Source organism: Cryobacterium frigoriphilum (assembly GCF_004403305.1).
Classification (GTDB): Bacteria; Actinomycetota; Actinomycetes; order Actinomycetales; family Microbacteriaceae; genus Cryobacterium; species Cryobacterium frigoriphilum.
Window position 1 is genome coordinate 1 of the sequence record NZ_SOHE01000002.1, and the last position, 22,478, is coordinate 22,478.

At 67.3% G+C, this 22,478-nt stretch carries 20 protein-coding genes; all 20 read left to right on the top strand.

From position 1 onward, the window contains the following. The coding region (locus E3T55_RS20105) for a hypothetical protein (RefSeq protein ID WP_166791626.1) at positions 1-675 on the top strand (675 nt) is incomplete at its 5' end. Between the two features lie 59 nt (positions 676-734). Beyond that, on the top strand, positions 735-1,217 hold the full coding sequence (locus tag E3T55_RS00055) for a DUF6121 family protein (RefSeq protein WP_134517558.1): 483 nt from the start codon (positions 735-737) through the stop codon (positions 1,215-1,217). A gap of 9 nt (positions 1,218-1,226) precedes the next feature. Continuing rightward, positions 1,227-5,780, top strand: a complete 4,554-nt coding sequence (locus E3T55_RS00060; protein ID WP_134517559.1) for an FtsK/SpoIIIE domain-containing protein — start codon at positions 1,227-1,229, stop codon at positions 5,778-5,780. A gap of 315 nt (positions 5,781-6,095) precedes the next feature. Then, complete coding sequence (locus E3T55_RS00065; protein WP_119974608.1) at positions 6,096-6,392, top strand: WXG100 family type VII secretion target; 297 nt, start codon at positions 6,096-6,098, stop codon at positions 6,390-6,392. Between the two features lie 140 nt (positions 6,393-6,532). Then, on the top strand, positions 6,533-6,841 hold the full coding sequence (locus E3T55_RS00070) for a hypothetical protein (protein WP_134517560.1): 309 nt from the start codon (positions 6,533-6,535) through the stop codon (positions 6,839-6,841). A gap of 38 nt (positions 6,842-6,879) precedes the next feature. Further along, positions 6,880-8,115: a hypothetical protein gene (locus E3T55_RS00075; protein WP_134517561.1), complete on the top strand. Its 1,236-nt coding sequence runs from the start codon at positions 6,880-6,882 to the stop codon at positions 8,113-8,115. Then, entirely contained in the window at positions 8,112-8,882 is a 771-nt protein-coding gene (locus E3T55_RS00080; RefSeq protein ID WP_134517562.1) for a hypothetical protein, read from the top strand. The genes E3T55_RS00075 and E3T55_RS00080 overlap by 4 nt, the downstream gene beginning before the upstream one ends. After that, on the top strand, positions 8,879-9,508 hold the full coding sequence (locus tag E3T55_RS00085) for a hypothetical protein (RefSeq protein WP_134517563.1): 630 nt from the start codon (positions 8,879-8,881) through the stop codon (positions 9,506-9,508). Before E3T55_RS00080 ends, E3T55_RS00085 begins: the two co-directional genes overlap by 4 nt. After that, positions 9,505-10,404, top strand: coding sequence for a hypothetical protein (locus E3T55_RS00090; protein WP_134517564.1), 900 nt, complete (start codon positions 9,505-9,507; stop codon positions 10,402-10,404). The genes E3T55_RS00085 and E3T55_RS00090 overlap by 4 nt, the downstream gene beginning before the upstream one ends. 64 nt (positions 10,405-10,468) lie before the next feature. Continuing rightward, on the top strand, positions 10,469-10,774 hold the full coding sequence (locus tag E3T55_RS00095) for a hypothetical protein (protein ID WP_134517565.1): 306 nt from the start codon (positions 10,469-10,471) through the stop codon (positions 10,772-10,774). After that, positions 10,761-12,419: a hypothetical protein gene (locus tag E3T55_RS00100; protein ID WP_134517566.1), complete on the top strand. Its 1,659-nt coding sequence runs from the start codon at positions 10,761-10,763 to the stop codon at positions 12,417-12,419. The genes E3T55_RS00095 and E3T55_RS00100 overlap by 14 nt, the downstream gene beginning before the upstream one ends. A gap of 4 nt (positions 12,420-12,423) precedes the next feature. Next, positions 12,424-12,939 (top strand): hypothetical protein, encoded by a 516-nt coding sequence (locus E3T55_RS00105; RefSeq protein WP_134517567.1) that lies wholly within the window; start codon positions 12,424-12,426, stop codon positions 12,937-12,939. Next, complete coding sequence (locus E3T55_RS00110) at positions 12,936-13,607, top strand: hypothetical protein (RefSeq protein ID WP_134517568.1); 672 nt, start codon at positions 12,936-12,938, stop codon at positions 13,605-13,607. Before E3T55_RS00105 ends, E3T55_RS00110 begins: the two co-directional genes overlap by 4 nt. Positions 13,608-13,722: 115 nt before the next feature. Beyond that, positions 13,723-14,397, top strand: coding sequence for a spermidine/putrescine ABC transporter substrate-binding protein (locus E3T55_RS00115; protein WP_134517569.1), 675 nt, complete (start codon positions 13,723-13,725; stop codon positions 14,395-14,397). Positions 14,398-14,767: 370 nt separating this feature from the next. Then, positions 14,768-15,142, top strand: coding sequence for a 30S ribosomal protein S12 (gene rpsL, locus E3T55_RS00120; protein ID WP_119974621.1), 375 nt, complete (start codon positions 14,768-14,770; stop codon positions 15,140-15,142). Further along, complete coding sequence (rpsG, locus tag E3T55_RS00125; RefSeq protein ID WP_119974622.1) at positions 15,142-15,612, top strand: 30S ribosomal protein S7; 471 nt, start codon at positions 15,142-15,144, stop codon at positions 15,610-15,612. The genes rpsL and rpsG overlap by 1 nt, the downstream gene beginning before the upstream one ends. A gap of 168 nt (positions 15,613-15,780) precedes the next feature. Continuing rightward, a complete protein-coding gene (gene fusA, locus E3T55_RS00130; protein ID WP_134517570.1) occupies positions 15,781-17,895 on the top strand; it encodes an elongation factor G in 2,115 nt (704 codons plus the stop codon). A gap of 137 nt (positions 17,896-18,032) precedes the next feature. Further along, positions 18,033-19,226 (top strand): elongation factor Tu, encoded by a 1,194-nt coding sequence (tuf, locus tag E3T55_RS00135; protein ID WP_134517571.1) that lies wholly within the window; start codon positions 18,033-18,035, stop codon positions 19,224-19,226. A gap of 368 nt (positions 19,227-19,594) precedes the next feature. Next, positions 19,595-20,626: a CAP domain-containing protein gene (locus E3T55_RS20110; RefSeq protein WP_166791627.1), complete on the top strand. Its 1,032-nt coding sequence runs from the start codon at positions 19,595-19,597 to the stop codon at positions 20,624-20,626. A gap of 521 nt (positions 20,627-21,147) precedes the next feature. After that, a complete protein-coding gene (locus E3T55_RS00155) occupies positions 21,148-22,119 on the top strand; it encodes a type IV toxin-antitoxin system AbiEi family antitoxin domain-containing protein (RefSeq protein ID WP_134517573.1) in 972 nt (323 codons plus the stop codon). Positions 22,120-22,478: the final 359 nt, after the last annotated feature.

Genomic DNA, 22,478 nt, shown 5'->3' on the forward strand with positions numbered 1-22,478 from the left:
GCTGCCGCAGTCGCCGCGCCGGCCGCCGCGCCCGTCGCCCCGGCCGCGAACACCACGCCCGAGTACGCGCCGACCCCGCAGGCCCCGCAGACCGCGCCGGCCACGCAGACACCGATCTACGTGCAGGCGCCCACCCCGCCGAAGGATCGCAGCAACCGTGGCGGCGGCATCCTCATTGCCCTCGTCGCGACCCTGGTCTACGCCGTCATCTACGCCGCGGCCGTCTTCACGATCGTCGGCCTGTCGAGTTCGACGATCACCGAGACCACCCGCGTCTTCACCGAGTTCGCCGTGCGCCCGGTCTTCTACGTGCCCGTCATCTTCTTCTTCCTCGGCTTCGCCCTGCTCGTGAGCCTGGTCAACCGGGCCGGCTGGTGGAGCTACGTGCTCTTCGGGTTCCTGGTCGCCGTGGTCGTCTATGTCTCCTACGTCGGCAGCGTGCTGCTCACCGTGCAGGCCTGGACCCTCAGCCCGACCGAGATCGCCAGCGTGCTGAGCCAGCAGTGGTTCGCGCCCTTCGCCATCGCCGCCGCGGTCATCGCCCGCGAGGTGCCGATCTGGTTCGGCGCCTGGATCAGCCGTCGCGGCCGCGGCGTCACGACCCGCAACGCGGCCGCCCGCACCGAGTACGAGCGTGTGCTCGCCGAGGGACCGCAGGTCGCGCGCGCCAACTAACACCGGTTGTACGCTGAGGGCAGGCGCCTGTCGGCAGGGTGCCTGTCGGAAGGGGAACCGTGCGCGATTATCAGAAGTACGCCATTGTCGTGTCGGTGTTCGCCGCCGTGCTCTATCTCTCACTCGTGGTGGCGGGCTTCGGCATGGTCAGCCTCATCACCGACCGTGAGGTCATCGCCGAACCGCTGGCCGGTCCGGTGCTCGGCCCGGTCATGGTCGGGGTGCCGGTCGTGCTGGTCTTCGCGCTCATGGTCAAGCTCGGCATCACGACCCGCCCTGAGCGTCAGCGGGTGGCCCTCGGCTACGCGATCGGCTCCGGATTCGCCGCGAGCGCGACCTTCATCGTGGTCGGGGCCGTGGGCATCGGGCTCGACGGCGTCGCCCCGATGCCCTTCGCCGGTTCGCTGCTGATCAGCCCGTTTACCGTGATCACCGGCATTTTCGCGGCAATTGTCGTACTGTCGTATTCATTGATCCTTGCGACTCAGCAGGGTCAGCATGGCCGCCCGCTGTGGCCGTGGGAAAGCCGCGATGACGGGTAACACGAACCAATGCGCCTCAAACTGACCCTCGTACGCCCCGCTGGCCCCGCCCAGGACATCGTCGTCACGACGGATGCCGCCGCCAACATCTCCGACATCGCCGCCACGATCGCCCGCCTCGACCCGCACCAGCAGCCCGCCGTGCCGGGGTCGGCCGGGGCACCGGCCGCTCTCACGCTGCGCGCCACCCTGCCCGGGCACGCCGAGTCGCTGCTGCTGCCGCCGGACGGTGCCATCGGTGAGGCCTGGATCGGCTCGGGCGCGAGCGTCACCCTCGAAGACGCCGGCGTGTACTACTCGCCGGCCGGTACCGGCAATGCGCCCACCGTGGCGATGCTGCGCCTGAAATCGGGTCCCGATGCCGGGAGGGAATTCGCGCTGCCGGTGGGAACATCCGTCCTCGGTCGCGAAGACGACTGCGACATCGTGCTCGGCGACAGGCTCGTCTCGAAACGCCACGTGCGCTTCGAGGTCAGCGACGGCGTCGAGGTCATCGACCTCGGCTCGGCAAACGGCATCGTCGTCGACGGCGAACTGATCGGCCGGTTTCGCATCGAATCGACCGCCGCCCTACTGATCGGCGACACCGAGGTCGAGATCGAGGTGCTCGCGAGCGCCGCCTCGACCGGGTACGTGCCCACCGCCGGGCCGGTCTTCTTCAACCGCTCACCCACGGTCGAACGCCGCTACGCCGGCGAGGTCTTCGCCGCCCCCGAAGCCCCGCCGGAGAAAGACGACAACGGGTTTCCGTTTCTCGCGCTAATGGCGCCGATGGTGCTCGGCATCGGACTCTACATCGTGACGCAGCGGCTGTCGTCGCTCATGTTCGTGGCGCTGTCGCCGCTGCTGCTCATCGGTAACTACTTCACCAACAAATCGCGCGATAAGAAGAAGCTCAAACGACTGCTCGCTCGCTTCGACGAACGCCTGGCCTCGCTCGTCACCCAGCTCGGCCACGAAAAGATCATCGAGCAACAGGTGCGGCTGGCCGAATCGCCCTCGACCGCCGAAACCCTCGAGCAGGCCCTGCGCCGCGGCCCCATGCTGTGGACCCGCCGCCCCGAGCACTGGTCGTTTCTCAACGTGCGCCTCGGCATCGGCTCGATGCTCAGCCGCAACACCGTCGATGCCGGCAAGCGCGGCGAGATCCTGCCCGAGCTGCGCGCCCGCCTCGACCAGGTCATCGCCGACCACCGCCGGGTCGACGGCGTGCCCCTCATCGACAACCTCTACGACTCCGGGGCGCTCGGCATCGCCGGCAGCCCGGCATCCGCTGGCGGCTCGCTCAATGCGATTCTCGTGCAGCTGACCGCGCTGCACTCGCCGGCCGAGCTCGTCGTCGCCGCGCTCGTCACCCCGGCCTGGTCGCGCGAGCTCGAATGGCTGAAGTGGATGCCGCACACCTCGTCACCGCAGAGCCCGCTCGCCGGCAGCCACCTCGTCGACGGCGCCGCGAGCGGAGCCGTGCTGCTCTCCCAGCTCGAGGGGCTCATCACCCAGCGGCTCGGCAGCTCCGGCCACAAGTCCACCCGCCGCGGCGCGATGGACCAGCAGAAGGCCGCGCTCGATCGGGGAGCGGATGTGGGGACCGAGGCCACCGAGGCCGGCACCCGCAGTGCGATCCCCGCGATCGTGGTTCTCATCTCCGATGATGTCGGCCTCGACCGCGCCCGGCTCGTGCAGCTCGCCGAAACCGCGGCGGATGCCGGCGTCTTTCCGATCTGGATCGCCGCGAGCGTGCCCGAGCTGCCGGCCGCCTGCCGTACCTGGCTGCACACGAGTGACGCGACGGAGACCGGGCCCGGCACCGCGACACCCGGCACCGCGACCGTCGGATTCGTGCGCCTCGGCGAGACCATCACCGACGTCGCGACCGAATACGTCGACGCCGCCACCGCGCACGCCTACGCCCGCCGCATGGCTGCGGTCATCGACGCCGGCGCCCTCGTCGCCGACGCGAGCGACCTGCCGCGCACGGTCTCCCTCGTCACTCTGCTGGGCCACGACCTCGTCGAATCGAGCGACGCCGTCGTCGACCGGTGGCGGCAGAACGCATCCATTCACAACCGCACGCCGGGCGCCGCGTTCACGGCTCGCCGCGCCGGCAAGCTGCGCGCCATCATCGGCTCCTCCGGGGTCGACGCAATGCACCTCGACCTGCGCACGCAGGGGCCGCACGCTCTCGTCGGCGGCACCACCGGAGCCGGCAAGAGCGAGTTTCTGCAGGCCTGGGTGCTCGGCATGGCCGCCGAATACAGCCCCGACCGGGTCACCTTTCTCTTCGTGGACTACAAGGGCGGCTCCGCCTTCGCCGACTGCGTGAACCTGCCGCACTGCGTTGGCCTCGTGACCGACCTGAGCCCGCACCTCGTGCGGCGCGCCCTCACGAGCCTGCGCGCCGAACTGCACCACCGCGAACACCTGTTGAACCGCAAGAAGGCCAAGGACCTGCTCGAGCTCGAGAAGCGCGGCGATCCCGAGAGCCCGCCCGCCCTCGTGCTCGTGATCGACGAGTTCGCCGCCCTCGCGAGCGAGGTACCCGAGTTCGTCGACGGCGTCGTCGACATCGCCCAGCGCGGTCGTTCGCTCGGAATTCACCTGATCATGGCCACCCAGCGCCCCGCCGGCGTGATCAAAGACAACCTGCGCGCCAACACGCCGCTGCGCATCGCCCTGCGCATGGCTGACGAGTCCGACAGCTCCGACGTGATCGGCACGAAAGACGCGAGCCACTTCGATCCGGGCATTCCCGGCCGCGGCATCGCCAAGACCGGACCCGGCCGGCTGCAGCAGTTTCAGTCGAGCTACGCCGGCGGCTGGACCAGCCGAGAGCCCGACCGCCCCGGCATCACGGTCGCCGAGCTGCGCTTCGGCGGCGAGGCCCCGTGGCAGGAGCCCAAGGGCACCATCGTCGAAGAGGTGCACGATCTGGGGCCCACCGACCAGCAGCGACTCGTGGAACGCATCAGGGGGGCATCCGCTCTCGCCACCATTCCCGCGCCGCGTCGGCCGTGGCTCGACGAGATGGCCGCCGCCTACGACCTCAGCAAGCTGCGCCAGCGCACCGACAGCGAGCTGCTGATCGGGGTGTCCGATATTCCACAGCTGCAGCAGCAGCGCTCGGTCTACTTCTATCCGGATGTCGACGGTCACCTCGTGATCTACGGCACCGGCGGCTCCGGCAAGAGTGCCGCCCTGCGCACCCTCGCGTGCGCCGCGGCGATCACCCCGCGCGGCGGCCCGGTGCACGTCTACGGCCTCGACTTCGGAGCCGGCAGCCTGCGCATGCTCGACGCGCTGCCCCATGTGGGCGGGGTCATCAGCGGCGACGACACCGAACGCATTGTGCGGCTGTTCCGCATGCTCAAGGGCGTGCTCGAAGACCGCGGATCGCGCTTCGCCGACGCCAATGCCTCCAACATCACCGACTACCGGGCCCAGACCGGGCTCGCGAACGAGCCGCGCATTCTGCTGCTCATCGATGGCTTCCCCACCTTTCGCAACGACTGGGAGGTCACGAGCGGCCGAGCGCCCTGGTACAACGTGTTCAAGGACATTCTCAGCGACGGCCGCCAGCTCGGCATCAACGTGGCCTTCACCGCCGACCGGCCAGGCGCGGTGCCGTCGTCGGTCAGCTCCAACGTGCAGCGCCGCGTGATTCTGCGCCTCGCCGACGACGCCGGCTACAGCATCCTCGATGCCCCCGGCGACATTCTGAGCTCCAAATCGGTGCCCGGTCGGGCGATCGTCGACAACCTCGAGACCCAGGTCGCCGTGCTCGGGGGATCCCGTTCGGTGAGCGACCAGTCGGCGGCGGTCAAGCAGCTCGCGAGCGCCATGCGGCGGGCCGGCGCCGGCACCGCGGCGGCGCCGGCCATCGGCGCCATGCCCAGGGAATACCCGGCGTCCGAGCTGCCCGCCGTTGTCGAGCTGGCTGGCGGGCACGCCCCGGTGCTGGGCATCGCCGAAGACACCCTCGGGCCGATCGGCTTCGACCCGACCGGAGTGTTTCTGCTCGCCGGGCCGCCGGCGAGCGGCCGCACGACGGCGCTCACCGTGCTGCATCGCTCGCTGTTGCGCTTCGACCCGGCGATGCGGCTGTACTACATCGGCAGCGCCCGCTCGAGCGTCGCGGCACTGCCGACCTGGGCCGGCCGGGCGGTGACGGTCGAGGAGGCCGTCGCCCTGGCCAAGGACCTCGCCGCCGCCGTCAGCGACGCCGACACCGAGGGCCGCATCGGTATTTTCATCGAGAGCATCTCGGAGTTTCTGCAATCGCCGGCGGATGCCCCGCTCGTGCAGCTCATCAAGGACGTGAAGCGCAGCGACCACTTCTTGCTCGCCGAGGGGGAGACGGGCAGCTGGAGTTCGAGTTGGCCGCTCATGACCGAGGTCAAGACGGGCCGTCGCGGCCTGCTGCTGCAGCCCGACAGCATGGAGGGCGACCTGATTCTGAAGACCCCGCTGCCGCGCATCAACCGCGCCGAATTTCCCACCGGGCGCGGCATATACGTGGCGCGCGGCAAGAGCGTGCGGGTGCAGCTCGGCCTGGCCAGCGACTAACCCGCGGTGGCCCCCGCGGCGAGCCGCGTGCTCGCGTGAGTCGCGTGTGCGGCGCAAACCTGCATGCCTCGGCGGTCGTGCGCCCAGAAGCTGCACGTGCGCCCGCGATTACAGGCGCACGTGCAGGTTTCGGGCGCAGCAGCGCGCGAGCCCGCGGATTTTGGGCGCACGTGCAGGTTTCGGGCGCAGCAGCGCGTGACACCCCTGGGTACAGGGCATGGGTACCGATACCCATGTTCTTTCGGGGGGTAGACAACTACGGTTAGGGATAGTTGATGCTCACACTGGGGGTCACACAAGGTTTGGGAGCATCTCATGGCGAACGTCAACGTAACCTACGGCGAAATGACGGATGCCGCCGGGCGTCTGAGCACGGGCAAGGAAGAGCTGGTCAGCAAGCTGGTTGAACTGCAGACCCTCGTGAACAACCTCGTCGGCAACGGCTTCATCACCGACCAGGCCTCCGGCGCCTTCCAGGTCTCGTACGAGACCTTCACGCGCGGCACGACCGAAGCGGTCAACGGCCTCGAGGGCATGTCCTCGTTCCTCACCCAGGCGGCCACCGCCCTCGAGCAGGTTGACACCGAGCTCGGCAACGCCATCCGCGGCTAAGCAGCTTCACGCCGACACCGCCCCGGCTTTCGGTCGGGGCGGTGTCATCACGCTCGTCTTGTGAACCTCTCTAGCGCACCCCATCCAGTGCACTCCATCTAGCGCACTCCATCTAGCGCACCCCCGGGAAAGGGACCACCATGGCTGACCTCAAGGTCAGTACCGCCATTCTGCAACTGGTCGGCGCCGACCTCGCGGCGATTCTGACCGAATTCGAGAGTGCCGAGGGCATCGCCGGTTCGGTCGCCGGGGCCACCGGCCAGCGTGAACTCGAAGAGCGCGTGGTTGACTTCGCCGGCTCGTGGGACGACAAACGCGCCGACATGGTCGAGCAGATCACCGCTCTGGTCGGCCAGATCACGGCCATCAACAACGCCTTTCTGCAGGTTGACTCCGAGCTTGCCCAGGCGCTCGAAGCGGCCGAACAAGCACCAGCCATCGCGAACTAACGTGCACCAGACCGCGCACCACTGAAACCGGGGACATCGTGTACGACAGGGAATTCGAACCGCTGCAGGGTGACTCCGGCCTGCTCGCCACCAAGTCCGCCGACTACCTGCGCATGGCCGACGCCATCAGCCGGGCCACCGCCTCGCTGCGCGTCGTCGCCGACACGAGCGAGATGCAGAGCTCGGCCGTTGCCGCGGTGCGCGAGAACGCCACCAAGGTCGCCGACAGCATCGCTCAGGCCGAAAGCCGCTACCGCGACACGGCCGAGGCGCTCTCGACCTACTCCGGAGCGTTGAACGACGCCCAGGTCGACGCACAGACCGCCATCGCGAGCATCGGCAGCGCCGAAAGCGAGTACCGCACCGCGCAGTCCCGGGCCGACACGGCCGAGGAGACCGCCACCGAGGCGACACCGGAGCAGGCCGCCAATCAACAGACCGCCCGCGGTTTGGTGACGGATGCCGCGGAGAAGCTTGAGGGGATCGTCGCCGCGCAAACCGCCTGGCGCACCGCGAGCGCCGCCAAAGAGACCGCCGCGAGCACGGCCGCTGCGGCCATTCACACCGTCGTCAAGGACAGCGACCTCAACGACTCCTGGTGGGACAACTGGGGCGCCGATCTGGTCGCGTTCGTTTGGGAGAAATTCCGCCAGCTCTGCGATATCGCCGGCATCCTCGCGATCTTTCTGTCGTGGGTGCCCGGCCTCGGGCAGGTGCTGCTGGCCCTGGCCGCCGTCGGAGCCCTCATCAACATCATCGAGGCCGCCGTGAAGGTCGCGACCGGCGAGGGCTCCTGGACCGACCTCATCGTCGCTGTCGCGCTCGGCGTGGTCTCCTGCTTCGGCGGTAAGATCCTCGGGCAGTTCAGCAAGATGGCCCGAGCCAAGGGCGTCGTCAAGGCGAACGGCCTCGCCTTCAGCACCGGCATGTCCCGCACCGCCCTGCAGGGGCGCCCGCCGGCCGGCCAATTCATGAACCAGAGCGCGGCGCGCGCGGTGACCAACAACCCGCCCCCGTTCCGGTCCAACTTCTCCGACCCCTTCGGCATCAGAGCCGCAGGCGAGGGCTGGCCCGGCTCGATTAGAGAGGTGCTCAGAGAAGGGATCGGTATCACCGACGACCTCGCGCCGATCTCACGCATGGGGGCCAACGGCGTGCAGCCCATCAGCACCGGTACCAAGGCCGTTGTCGGAGCCGGCCAGCTCATCGTGACGGGTGAAGTGCTCTACTCCAACGGGGTCGTGCACACGGTCCGCGCGGTCACCGGCAAATGAGCGTCGAGCTGAATGGTCACGCCGGAGCTGTCGCCGCACTGGCAGATATTCTCGCCTTCGATGTCGACCTGCCCGCCGGCTGGTATCCCCTGCCCCTCGACCGTAGCGCGCAAGCGGATGCCTGGGCCGCGGACCTCGCCGAGCGCCTCGCATCCGGTGCCGCAGCCGGTGCTGCCGCCGGTACCGCCGGCAGCGAGGCCGGCCGCTGGCTGCGGGACGAACTCGCCGCCGTGCAGCTGCGCCTGCGGGCGCTCGACGACGACTACCTGACCGCCGCCGTCTTCATTCCGGCCCCCGAATCGGGCCGGGCCAGCTGCGTGCTCGGCTTCAAGGCGATCGCCGTGGCCGAGGTGGGCAGCCCGGCCGAGTTTCAGGCCGCCCTCGAGCACGATGCCGTCGTGCAGGTGCCGGGGCGCCGAGTGCGCGACGTTCTCGCGTGGAACGGCGACACCGACCTCGGCCCGCTCGTCGGGGCCAACAACCTCATCGAACACCGCAATCCGGGTGACGCCGAGGGGGTGCTCGAAGAACGCACGATCTTCGGCGTCTACCCGGTTGGCGCGGCCCAGATGGTGCAGTTCATCTTCTCGACCCACGACCTCGCCGCCTTCGAGAACATGTCGCAGCAGACGCAGGACCTGGCGCAGACCCTGCGGGTGACACTCAGTCCTCCGGTGACGCTCAGCCCTCCGGTGACACTCAGTCCTCCGGTGACACTCAGCCCTCCGGTGGCACTGGGCCCGCCCGCCACGAAGGAGCACCCATGAGCCGACAGATTGCCCTGGCCGACTACTCGATCGTGCTTCCGGGCACCTGGGCGCAGATTCCGATGCAGAGTCGGGAGGCGGCATCCGCTCGCATCAGCGCCCTCGTGAAGAAGCAGGTCGGCATGAACGACCGCCTCGCCCGGCACCGCCGGGACGTGCGCGATCAGCTGCTCGACGCCGCGCTGCAGGCGCAGGCCGCGCACGCGCTGTCGTTCGCCATCTCGCTCGAGCTCGCGCCGGGTGTTCCGTTTCCCGCGTCGATGCTCGGCAGCCGCACGCCCTGGCCGCCCCGGGCGACGGATGCGCCGGGTACGCCGGCCCTCGCCGTCACCCCCGAAGACCGGCTGCGCCGCGACTTTCCGGCGGCGACGTTCGTGGCGGGAAGCGCCGGGCCGATCGCTCGCCGCACCCAGCACGGTACCCGCGAGTGGGGCGACACCACGACGCAGACGCTGTCGCTCGACTACTGGCTGCCCGTGCCGGGCGCCGCCGAGCTGCTGCAGTTCACGATCTCCGCTCCGATGGTCGAAGGGTACGAGCTGTTCACCGAACTCTTTGACATGATCATGTCGACCGTGAGCTGGCACCCCGAACCGGAAGCGGCGACCGAGCGGGTCGAGGCATGACCCGCGTGGCGAGGTCGCCGGCCGCACCGCCGGCCGCACCGCCGATCGAGATAGCCGTGCGTGAGGCTACTCCCCGGCGCCGGCGAGTCGGCTTCTGGCTCACGATGGGCGGAATCGGGCTCGTGGTGCTCGGCCTGGCCGCGATCGGCGCGATTCTGGCGCTGACGCTGCAGAACAGCGCTGCCTTCGACGAGGCGATGAGCAGCACGTACACGGACACCCGCAACCTCGGACTCTCGCAGTACGAGCGCTCGGTGGGGTCCCTCATCGTCGGAACTCCGATGATCATCTTTCTGCTGGCGTTCTGCCTGCTGATGCTGGGGGAGCTGCTGCGCCGCGCCCGCTGGGTGCGCTCCGACCGCGGCACCTGGCGGGGCGCCACCAACACCGCCACCCTGCGGGTGCTGAGCCCCCGCGTGCACCTCGCCTGGATCGCCGCCCCCGTGCTGGTCTGGGCCGCCCTGATCGCGGTGCCCGTCGCGCTTGGGCGCGCCGGCGGCTGGCCCGCCCAGGTGCACTACTCGATCGAAGAAGACGTCTGGATGCTGCTCGGCATGTACGGCGCGCTCGCCTCCGGCGTGGCGGCCGTGATTGCCGTGTCGCTCGTGAAAAAGCTCGCCTACGCGCGGCGCGTCGCGGCCGGCACCACGCTGCCGGCCGGAACGGGCAGCCGATTCTGGCGCGGCCTGACCTACTTCTGGCGCTTCGACCTGTGGCTCGCCTTTCTCGGCGGACTCTTCATGGGGCCGGGCTGGATCGCCCTGTATTACGACGACCCGATCTTTCTGCTCGTGCCGCTCGGCATCGGGCTGGTGTTTCTGGCGCTCGGCGTGATCTGCGCGCTGAACTTCTGGCGCAGCGCCGAAGTTCTCGCCGCCGCCGAGTCGGTCACCTGACGCTGATGGACCTGACGCTGATGAACCTGACACTGATGAACCTGACACTGATGAACCTGACACCATGGACCTGAACTTCAATCTCACCCAGCTCAACACGCTCTTTCACGACCTCGTCACGGTCAAGGACAACTTCGAGCAGGCCGAGAAGTTCAGCGACGCGGTCTCCGCGGCCGTCGGGCATGCGGGCCTGTCCGATCGCGTGCAGGACTTCGCCGACCAGTGGAACGACAAGCGCGATGGGATGGTGGAGCGTCTCGCCGACCTCGCCAAGACGGTCGACACCATCCATGATTCCTTCATCTCGGTCGATCTGGAACTGCGCAACACCGCTCACTCGAAGGATGACAACTACAGTGGCAACCTCTGATTCCGGGCTGCTCGATTCGGCCCTCTTCGAACCCCTGCGGGGAGATTCCGTTGTGGTCGCCGACCATGCCGACCGCTACCTGACCACCGCAGACGCCATCAACGCCGCAGCGCTGAGTCTGATCCGCATTTCCGGGCAGCAGGATGCCGTGGGGCACGCCTTCGACTCCGTGCGCGAGCTGACCGACGAGGTCGCCGGCGACATCGGTCAGGCCGAGGAACGCTACCGGGCCACCGCGCAGGCCCTCGCCGAGTACGCCGTGGATCTCAGTGCTGCCCAGGACCGGGCCAACCGGGCGATCACGGCCGCCGGATCGGCTCAGGGCGAGGCCGGTACCTGGGCGGGTCAGGTCGAGGCTCTGCGGGATGCCGCCCTGATTCCCGGCCCGGAGCAACTCGCCAGCCAGCAGCGACTCGCGCGCGCAGAGTCCCGGCTCGACACGGCCGAGGGAGCGCAGGCGGGGGCAGCTGCCGAGTACAACGCGGCCGTGGCCGATAAGAACGACGCGGCGGAGCGGGCATCCGCTCGCATCGAAGCGGTCGTGAAAGGCAGCCCGCTCAATGACAGCATGTGGAGCAACATCGGCGGGTTTCTCGCCGGGGTCGGCGGCTGGATCGCCGATGTGCTCGGCGCCGTCATCGACTTCGTGGCGGCGGCCGTTGATGTGATCGCCCGCCTGCTCGTGGCGGTGCTCATCGTCGTCGCGCTCGCCGCCCTGCTGATTCTCGTGCTCGCGACCCTCGGGGTTGCGCTCGGCGTGCTCGTGGCGGTGCTCGCGCTCGCGATCATCGCGAGCGTCGCGCTCGTGGCCCTTGCCCTGCGCGCGATGCTCAAGGAACGCGGCACCCCCACGGTGACCGCACTCGGATCCCGCAGCACCGTGAGCAACCCGAGTGATCCGTACGCCGCGGTGTTTCTGGAGCAGCGCCGGGTCGATGGCCTCGGGACCGACATCGACCACGACGGCGAGCCCGACAACGCGGTGATCCGGGTCACGCAGGTCGTCGGGGCCGACGGAGTATCCCGCTGGCGGGTACTGATTCCGAGCACCCAGGTCTGGTCGCCGTTCTCCGACGACGCCCCCAACGACCTCAACTCCGACCTCGTCGCCAAGCTCAACCCGGCCCAGCGCACCCAGCTTGAGAAGGCGGTGCAGACGGCCCTCGAGCAGACCGAGGGGTACACGGCCGGCGACCCGGTCATGCTCACCGGCTTCAGCCTCGGCGGAATCACGGCCGGAAACCTCGCGGCGGATGCCGACTTCGTCGCCGAATTCAACGTGCAGGCCGTGCTCACGGCCGGGTCCCCGCTCGACGACATCGCCATCGAGTCGAGCGTCTCGGTGCTCTCCCTCGAGCACGACAGCGACCCGGTAGCGAACGGCGGCGACCTACTCGCCGGGCACCGGCACGACGCCAACCGGTACGTCGTCGACGTGCCAGCCCCCGCCGCCGTGCCAGACGACTGGGGAACGGGGTCGAGCACGCCGGCACCGTTCGGGCACGGCGCGGTCGACTACGCGGTCACCGCACAGAACGAGATCACCCGCTCGGATCATCCGCGGGCCGTCGCCTTTCGAGAGCGTACGGCGGAGTTCTTCGGCGGCACCCAACGATATTTCGACTATCAGGTCGTGAGAGGCTAACCCCATGGCATCCGCACATCCGATGAAGCGTGCATTACTGGCCGGCGTCGCCGCGGCCATGGTGATTCCAGCCAGCCTGGGGCTCGTCGGCTGCGCCGCAGGGCAAGCCGCCACGAGCGGCTCCCAGCCCGGCGTCGAAGCGGGTATCGAGGCCCTGCACACCGCCCTCACGGCCATCGGCGGCGTCGAAGAAGCGCAGATCAACGCCAATACCGATGGCTCGCCCAGCCAGCGGCGCCTCAACGTCGTGCTGTACGTGACCGATACCTCGCCGGCAGCCGTGACCCCGATCGTCGCCGATGCCCTGCGCCAGACGTGGGAGTTCGACGCCTTCACCCCGGTCGGCTACGCGATCGAGGTGTGGCCGGCACCGGTGCCCGAGCCTCCCGTGAACTACGACGACATGTTCGACATCGAGACGATTTTGCCCGAACTCGACCTGGCCGGCGGCTACGTCTACGACCGTCAGCTCGCCCTCGACGCGGTCGTGCTCGAAACGAAGTACGGCCCCCGGCCGTGAGCCGGGCCGGGGTTGACGGCCTGCAGCTGCGGTTTCCGGGATCCTGGTGGCAAATAGCGCTCGCCGACCCGCAGGCCGCGAAGCAATCGGCCAGGGCCCTCGTCGTGCGGGTGATCGGTCGCGCCGATCAGCATGCGCAACTGCGCGCCGAACTGCGTCGCAGCATCGACGACGCGATGACCGAGGCGCGCACCATCGACGCGCGGCGCTTCGCGATCGCCCTGGAGATCGTTCCTGACGTTCCCATTCCGGCTTTTCTCAGCATCGTCGACTCGACGACCGAACTCACCGCCGCCGCATCGACCGAGCCGGGGCCGGTGCTTGACCTGTTTCTGGCCGGTCTCGCCCGCGCCGATCCGGCGACGGATGCCGCGCCCGCCACCGATGCCGCGCCCGCCACCGGACCAGCGCCCGCGCCGGCCGAGGCGATGGAGAGGTTCGCGGTCGGCCCCGCGCAGGTGGCCCGCCGCGTGCGGTACCGCACCGTGCCGGCCGAGGGGGAGGCCCCCGCCGTCACCAACCTCATCGTCGAATTCTGGATGACCGTTCCCGGCCAGAAACGGGTGGTGTTGCTCGTCTTCACCTCCCCGGCGGCCGAGCTGCTCGAACCGCTCCTCAACCTGTTCGGCGCGATCGTCGCATCCGCTCGCTGGCCCGAAGCCCCATAACCGCGCCCCGGTTGTTGAGCTCGTCGTAACAGGGGCGCGGTCACGACTTTCGGCGATCGGGCGCGGCGCCTTCACTCCTTGGCAGGCTTCAGCGCGCAGCGGGTACTCTGAACCCATGGACGTGTCGCTCGAGTCGCGCGTTGGCCAGGAGGTCGACAGCTGGCTGCGCTGGCTGCCCCGCTGGAGGCCCGGAACGCATCGGGCCCGCACCCGGCTGTGCCGCCAGTGCTTCGGATCGCCCGTCATCGCGTCCGCTGGCCTCGCCGAAGACGTTCCGCACTCCGTGCAGCACGCGCTGACGATGCGCATGAAGGGCATCGTCGAGGCGCTCGTCGACGACTTCACGACCGAGAACCTGCCGATGCTGGCGCGCGAGCTGCGCCGCAGTGAGGAGCGCCGGGCCCGTCGCCCGTACCGCCCGGCTGAGGGGCTCGACCCCGAGTTCAGCGGTCTCGACCTCGATCCGCCGCCGGCCGACGATGCTCCCTTTCTGTTCACCTTCGCCGAACTCGCCGATGCCGAGCCCGACGTGGCGCCGGAGGTGCCCGCGGTGGCCGCCCCGGCGCATCCGTTACCGCCGTTGAGCGCCGCCGATAAGGTCGCGATGCGCGCCGAACTGGCCAGGGCCGACGACTTCGCCACCCGGGTCGGGCGGGCGCTGTGCGTCGAACTGGCCCGTCACCGTGAGCGGATGCGCTCCGCCGTCGCCGAGTACGTCGAGCCGCAGGTGCAGTCGCTGCTCGCCGATCTGGAAAGCAGTCTCGACTCGCCGCAGTGGCCCCGTGACTAGCAGTGGCCTCGCGACCAGCCCGGCCTCGCGACCAGCCCGGGTGTGCCCATCGCGTCCATTTGACCGGGCCCCCGTGGCGGGATAGTATTTCCCGGTGTGCGCTTTGTCGTGCGCCTGACTTGTGCCCTCGCGAGGTTCCCTACGGAACGTCACGGCCGGTGTGAAGCGTTGGGAGCGTCGGTACGGCACACCACGGGTTTGTTCTCCGAACAGCCCCCACGGCATACCCGCCAACACCCACGCGCGTGAGCGCGTGAGATCACGCGGGTCCAGATGAACTCGGTACGCCCGGTGCGCAGCAATGTGTGCGGGTGCGAATCGAATGCTAATCACAAAGCTGTCACCGTGCAGCAATAACAAGGAGTAATTAGTGCCCACCATTCAGCAGTTGGTGCGAAAGGGCCGTAGCCCCAAGATCACCAAGACCAAGGCTCCCGCCCTGAAGTCCAACCCGCAGCAGCGCGGCGTTTGCACCCGCGTGTACACGACTACCCCGAAGAAGCCGAACTCGGCTCTGCGTAAGGTCGCTCGCGTCAAGCTTTCCAACGGAACCGAAGTCACCGCCTACATTCCCGGCGAGGGCCACAACCTGCAGGAGCACTCGATGGTGCTCGTGCGCGGAGGTCGTGTAAAGGACCTTCCCGGCGTGCGTTACAAGATCATTCGCGGCGCACTGGACACCCAGGCCGTCAAGAACCGCAAGCAGGCACGTAGCCGCTACGGCGCAAAGATGGAGAAGAAGTAATGCCTCGTAAAGGACCCGCTCCCAAGCGCCCCGTCGTTGCCGACCCGGTTTACGGTGCACCCATCGTCAGCCAGCTCGTCAACAAGATCCTCCTCGACGGCAAAAAGGGCCTCGCCGAGCGCATCGTCTACGATGCACTCGCCGGCGTCTCCGCCAAGAACGAGCAGGATGCCGTTGTCACGCTGAAGAAGGCACTCGACAACGTGCGCCCGACCCTCGAGGTGCGTTCGCGCCGCGTCGGTGGCTCGACGTACCAGGTTCCGGTTGAGGTCAAGCCGCACCGTGCCAACACTCTGGCGCTGCGCTGGTTGACCAGCTACGCCAAGGCGCGTCGCGAGAAGACCATGACCGAGCGTCTCACCAACGAGATCCTCGACGCCAGCAACGGCCTCGGTGCCGCTGTCAAGCGCCGCGAGGACACGCACAAGATGGCCGAAGCCAACAAGGCCTTCGCTCACTACCGCTGGTAGCTTTCGCTCACTGAGCGGCCGTTTCCCGCTGGCCGGGGCGCGGCATCCGCTTTGCACGGACCACGCTGACCGCGCCCGACGAGTTTACGCTCGTCAGGCCCGGTCAGCTTGGGATGCAATCATTGAACCTGCACCGTATGACCCACCCCTATTTGTTGGAGGACCCCCGTGGCACTTGACGTGCTCACCGACCTGAGTAAGGTCCGCAATATCGGCATCATGGCTCACATTGATGCCGGCAAGACCACCACGACTGAGCGCATCCTGTTCTACACGGGTGTCAATCACAAGATCGGTGAAACGCACGACGGCGCCTCGACGATGGACTGGATGGCGCAGGAGCAGGAACGTGGCATCACGATCACCTCCGCCGCGACGACCTGTTTCTGGGACAACAACCAGATCAACATCATCGACACCCCCGGCCACGTGGACTTCACCGTCGAGGTGGAGCGTTCGCTCCGCGTGCTCGACGGCGCGGTTGCCGTGTTCGACGGCAAGGAGGGCGTTGAGCCCCAGTCCGAAACCGTCTGGCGCCAGGCCGACAAGTACGACGTGCCCCGCATTTGCTTCGTCAACAAGATGGACAAGCTCGGCGCCGACTTCTACTTCACCGTAGACACGATCATCAAGCGCCTCGGCGCCAAGCCGCTGGTCATCCAGCTGCCGATCGGTGCCGAGTCTGACTTCGAGGGTGTCGTTGACCTCGTTCAGATGCGCGCGCTGACCTGGCGTGGCGACTCCAAGGGTGACGTCGAGATGGGCTCCAAGTACGCCATCGAAGAGATCCCCGCCGACCTCGTCGAGAAGGCTGCGGAATACCGCAAGCTGCTGCTCGAGACCGTCGCCGAGACCGACGATGACCTCATGGAGCGTTACTTCGCCGGTGAAGAGCTGACGGTTGCCGAGATCAAGGGCGCCATCCGCAAGCTCACCATCAACAGCGAGATCTACCCGGTGCTCTGCGGTTCCGCGTTCAAGAACCGTGGCGTTCAGCCGATGCTTGACGCTGTCGTTGACTACCTTCCGACTCCGCTCGACGTGGCCGCCATTGAGGCGCACGACGTTCGTGACGAAGAAAAGGTCATCATGCGTCACCCCGACGCGTCGGAGCCGTTCACGGCCCTCGCGTTCAAGGTTGCCGTTCACCCGTTCTTCGGTCGTCTGACCTACGTTCGCGTGTACTCCGGCCGCCTCGACTCCGGAGCCCAGGTCATCAACTCGACCAAGGGTAAGAAAGAGCGCATCGGCAAGATCTTCCAGATGCACGCCAACAAAGAGAACCCGGTCGGTTTCGTTACCGCCGGTCACATCTACGCGGTCATCGGCCTCAAGGACACCACCACCGGCGACACCCTGTGCGACCCGAACAACCAGGTCGTACTCGAGTCGATGACGTTCCCTGACCCGGTCATCGAGGTGGCCATCGAGCCCAAGACCAAGCAGGACCAGGAAAAACTGGGTCTCGCGATCCAGAAGCTGGCCGAAGAAGACCCCACCTTCCGTACCGAGCAGAACCAGGAAACTGGCCAGACGGTAATCAAGGGAATGGGTGAACTTCACCTGGACATCCTCGTCGACCGCATGAAGCGTGAATTCAACGTTGAGGCCAACGTCGGCAAGCCCCAGGTCGCGTACCGCGAGACGATCCGCAAGGCCGTCGAGCGTCACGACTACACGCACAAGAAGCAGACCGGTGGATCCGGCCAGTTCGCGAAGATTCAGATCGCGATCGAGCCGATGGAAATCACTGCCGACAAGACGTACGAGTTTCTGAACAAGGTCACCGGTGGACGTATCCCGCGTGAGTACATTCCTTCCGTGGATGCTGGTATCCAGGACGCCCTGCACGTGGGTGTCCTTGCCGGTTACCCGATGGTCGGCGTTCGGGCCAGCCTGCTCGACGGTGCTGCACACGACGTTGACTCCTCGGAGATGGCGTTCAAGATTGCCGGTTCGATGGGCTTCAAGGAAGCCGTTCGTAAGGCAAACCCCGTTCTGCTCGAGCCGCTCATGAGCGTCGAAGTTCGCACCCCTGAGGAATACATGGGTGACGTAATCGGAGACCTCAACTCGCGGCGCGGTCAGATCCAGACCATGGAGGACGCTCAGGGCGTGAAGGTAATTCGCGCACACGTCCCCCTGTCGGAGATGTTCGGATACATCGGCGACCTGAGGTCCAAGACCTCGGGCCGTGCGGTGTACTCGATGACCTTCGAGAGCTATGCCGAGGTCCCGCGCGCTGTTGCCGACGAGATCATCAACAAGAACAAGGGCGAATAGCCTTTAGGGTTGGCCTTCGGGCCGAATCGCCTGGGCCTCCCGGCCCGGGTACCATTAGTAGACACATCCAGCGCATCCCCGATTGCTTCACAAAAAGCGGTCGTGTATTTGCACGCGAGTCCTGAGGAGGACCCACAGTGGCCAAGGCCAAGTTCGAGCGGACAAAGCCGCACGTAAACATCGGAACCATCGGTCACGTTGACCACGGAAAGACCACGCTGACTGCAGCGATCTCCAAGGTCCTCGCCGATAAGTTCCCGTCCAAGATCAATGTTCAGCGCGACTTCGCGTCGATTGACTCGGCTCCCGAAGAGCGCCAGCGCGGCATCACGATCAACATCTCGCATGTTGAGTACGAGACCGACATTCGCCACTACGCGCACGTCGATGCTCCGGGCCACGCTGACTACATCAAGAACATGATCACCGGTGCAGCTCAGATGGACGGCGCGATCCTCGTGGTTGCCGCTACTGACGGCCCGATGGCTCAGACCCGTGAGCACGTTCTTCTCGCCAAGCAGGTCGGCGTTCCGACCCTGCTCGTCGCGCTGAACAAGGCTGACATGGTTGACGACGAAGAGATCATGGAGCTCGTTGAGCTCGAAGTTCGTGAACTCCTCTCCAGCCAGGGCTTCGATGGCGACAACGCCCCCGTGATCCCGGTCTCCGCACTCAAGGCACTCGAGGGCGACCCGGCATGGACCGACAACATCCTCACGCTGATGAAGGCTGTTGACACGTTCATTCCCGACCCCATCCGCGACAAGGACAAGCCGTTCTTGATGCCGATCGAGGACGTCTTCACGATCACCGGCCGTGGCACCGTTGTTACGGGCCGCGCCGAGCGTGGAACGCTCAAGATCAACTCCGAGGTCGAGATCGTCGGCATCCGCCCGACGCAGAAGACCACGGTCACCGGAATCGAAATGTTCCACAAGCAACTCGACGAGGCGTGGGCCGGCGAGAACTGTGGACTTCTTCTTCGTGGCACCAAGCGCGAAGACGTTGAGCGCGGCCAGGTTGTCGTCAAGCCGGGTTCGGTTACGCCGCACACCGACTTCGAGGGCACCGCGTACATCCTCAGCAAGAACGAGGGTGGCCGTCACAACCCGTTCTACGCGAACTACCGCCCGCAGTTCTACTTCCGCACCACCGACGTCACCGGCGTCATCACGCTGCCCGAGGGCACCGAGATGGTCATGCCCGGCGACACCACCGACCTGACCGTCGCGCTGATTCAGCCGATCGCCATGGAAGAGGGCCTCGGCTTCGCTATTCGTGAAGGTGGCCGCACCGTCGGCGCCGGAACCGTGACGAAGATCATCAAGTAACACCGCTTCACTGCTTCACTGCTTCACCGCTTCACTGCTTCACGTAAAACGGGTCGGCCCTTCGGGGCTGGCCCGTTTTTTCGCGCCCGGCACCTCCCCTCCCTGTCCCCGTCCCGACCCTCCCCGTCCCGACCCTCCCCGTCCCGACCATCCCCGTCCCTCCCCGTCCCGACCCTCCCCTCCCCGTCCTCTCCCCGTCCTCTCCCGGTCCCCTCCCGGTCCCGCGAAAGCGGGTGAATCGCCGTTCCGGACGAGCCATACCGACGATTCACCCGCTCTCGCGCGGTTCTGCGCGGGTAGGGTATCCACAGGTAATACACCTATTCGGGGGGTAACGTGCACGCCACGCATTGATCAAGGGGGAACTCATGCTGATCGTCACCCGAGGTTCGAGGGCCGTTCGCTGGATCGGGGTCGCCGTGTTGACCACGGCGTTGTCGGCGAGCCTCACGCTCGGCTCACTCGCCGCGCCGGCCATCGCCGCACCCAGCGACATCGACCGGATTCTGGTCGACACGAACATCGCGCGTGCGGCCGCAGGCCTGCCGGCGCTGAAACGCAACACGGCCATCGATGCCGTGGCACAGGCCTGGGCACAGAAAATGGCCACCGACGGTTTTGCCCACAACCCGAATTACGCGGCTCAGATTCCGGCCGGCTGGTCGCTGGCATCCGAGAACATCGCCGGCGGATACTCCGCGGCGACCGTTGTGAACGCGTGGCTGAACTCGCCCGGTCACCGCACCAACATCATGTCGGCCGCGACTGACATCGGCATCGGCTTCTACGTCGCGCCGGGCGGCACGGCCTACTCGGTGCAGAACTTCGCCAGGTATCCGACCTCGACTACCCCCGCCGCCTTGACCGCGACGCCGGTGCCCACGGTCTCGGGCTCCGCGACTCTCGGCCGCACTCTCACCGCGAGTGCGGGTGCCTGGGCTCCGTCTCCGGTGTCGCTCGCCTTCCAGTGGAGCGCCGCGGGTGTGAAGATTGCCGGTGCGACCGCGCCCAGTTACGTTGCCGTCACGGCTGACCTCGGCAAGCGCCTCACGGTGACCGTGACGGGAACGAAGCCGGGTTACGCGACGGTGGCGAAGACATCCATCGGCACCGCGGCGGTGAAGGGAACCCTCACTGCCACGCCGACCCCGACGATCGCCGGCACAGCGAAGGTCGGCCAGGTCGTGACCGCTGCCACGGGCGCCTGGGCTCCCGCTCCGGTCACCCTGCTGTACCAGTGGACGCGCTCCGGCACCGCGATCACGGGAGCGACGGCGTCGAGTTACACGATCCGGGCAGCGGATGTCGGCGCCACCCTGACCGTGACCGTCACCGGCACGAAGCCCAACTATGGCCCGGTTGCTCGCAAGTCCCAGCCCACCGCCATGGTCGTCGGCTAGCCGACGCCGCCCGCCGCCCGCCTGCCGCCGCCGTGCGCGGCTGTTGCGCCGCTGCGCGGGACTTGCGCCCCCAGCGGTAGTTGCGCCGTATCGCTGCAGGCGTGCCTACGGCGTAGCGGCGTAGCTGGCGCGTTTCGCCTCGGCGTGTCTTGCCGGGCGTCGCTGCGCGGTACTTGCGCCGCTACGCGGTACTTGCGCCGCTGCGCGGTAGTCGCGCCGCTGCGCGGTAGTCGCGCCGGGCAGTGAGTGTCTGTGTGCGGCGTTGCGCGGTAGTTGCGCCGTAACGCTGTAGGCGTGCCTACGGCGTAGCGGCGTAGCCGGCGCGCTTCGCCTCGGCGTGTCTTGCCAGGCATCGCTGCGCGGTACTTGCGCCGCTGCGCGTTAGTTGCGCCAAGTTCCGCAGGTGCGCAAGCGAGCGAATACGCTCATTGCCATCCCTCCATAGGCCCCGCGAACATCAAGTTGTCCCCAGATTTCCCGGTGCACCGACGCGGGCGAGCTCAGTCATGCAAACTGACGGCATGCGCCCACTGGACACCGAACTCCTAACCCAGAGCCTCATCCTCGCTGCCGACATCCATGGAGCCCTAGGAACCGATCTACGCCTCCGGCGGATCGCCCAGAAAGGTGAGTTGTTCCGCGTGGGTCGCGGCACGTACTGCAACACGACCCGGTGGAACGGTTTCACCGAGAATGAGCAGTATGCGGCCCGGGTGATTGGCGTTGCACTAGCCCGAACCGCGCCGCCGCCGCTGTCGCACGAGTCGGCCGCCGCGCTGTGGGGACTGTCGCTCTTCGGCCCGTGGCCGGACGAGGTCCACTTCGTCGTTGAGCGTGCCGCCGGTGGTCGTTCTGCTCCCGGTGTGCGGCGCCATGCAATCGGCATCGATGCCCGGGACATCACAATGCGCGGAAGTGTCCTCGTGACGAGCGCGGCCCGCACCGCCGTCGACCTCGCCGCTGTGCTTGACCTCAAGTCGGCGGTCGCCGTCGTCGACCAGGTTTTGCACGCAGACCGCGCGGGGCATCCGCCGCTGGCGACGAAAGATGAACTGATCGACGTCTGGCAGCGGATGCTCCCCTTCCGCGGTTCGGTGCGGGCGCGGGCGATCATCGACTTCGCCGTGACCCAGTCCGAGTCGTTGCTCGAGTCCGGCAGCCGGGTGAACATGGCCCTCAGCGGGTTCCCCCGCCCCGAACTGCAGCACCATTTCGTCGTCGACGGAGCTGACGTCTTCACCGACTTCTTCTGGCCCCAAGCGGATGCCGTCGGAGAGGCCGACGGCAAGGGCAAATACACCGACCCGGCCCTGATGCGGGGGCGCACGCCGCAGGAGGTGCACTATGCCGAGAAGCAACGCGAAGACGGGGTTCGCCGGCAGGTGCGGGCGTTCACTCGATGGGACTTCGGCACCGGGATGAGTCAGCATCGCCTGCGTGCCCGACTGCTGATGTTGGGGCTCGAACCGGGGCATCCGTGGCTGGTGAAATAAGACCACGCATCGCCGAAATGGCGGGCTGAGACGCCCCGGCGAACGTGGGGGAGACCCGACACGCCGAACGCGACACGCCCGGGTTGCACAAAGGGGTAGACCTGTGGCAGAATCGTCTAGTTCAACATTTTCGGCGTGCGTTACGCATGTTTCGAAATCACTGCCAGGCAGTGCATAGCCGCCCTCTCGAAGGTGCAGGTTAGGCCGCGGGGAGCAGGACACGCACAAATCAACTATCTGAATGATTCGGCTCGTCCACGTGTGGACGCACCGAGGATTTCCCCGGGTTCTGCTCTGGGAGTCGACGTTGATCCGGACCGCCATCCATATGGCGCAACGGAAATTGACATAAGAACAGT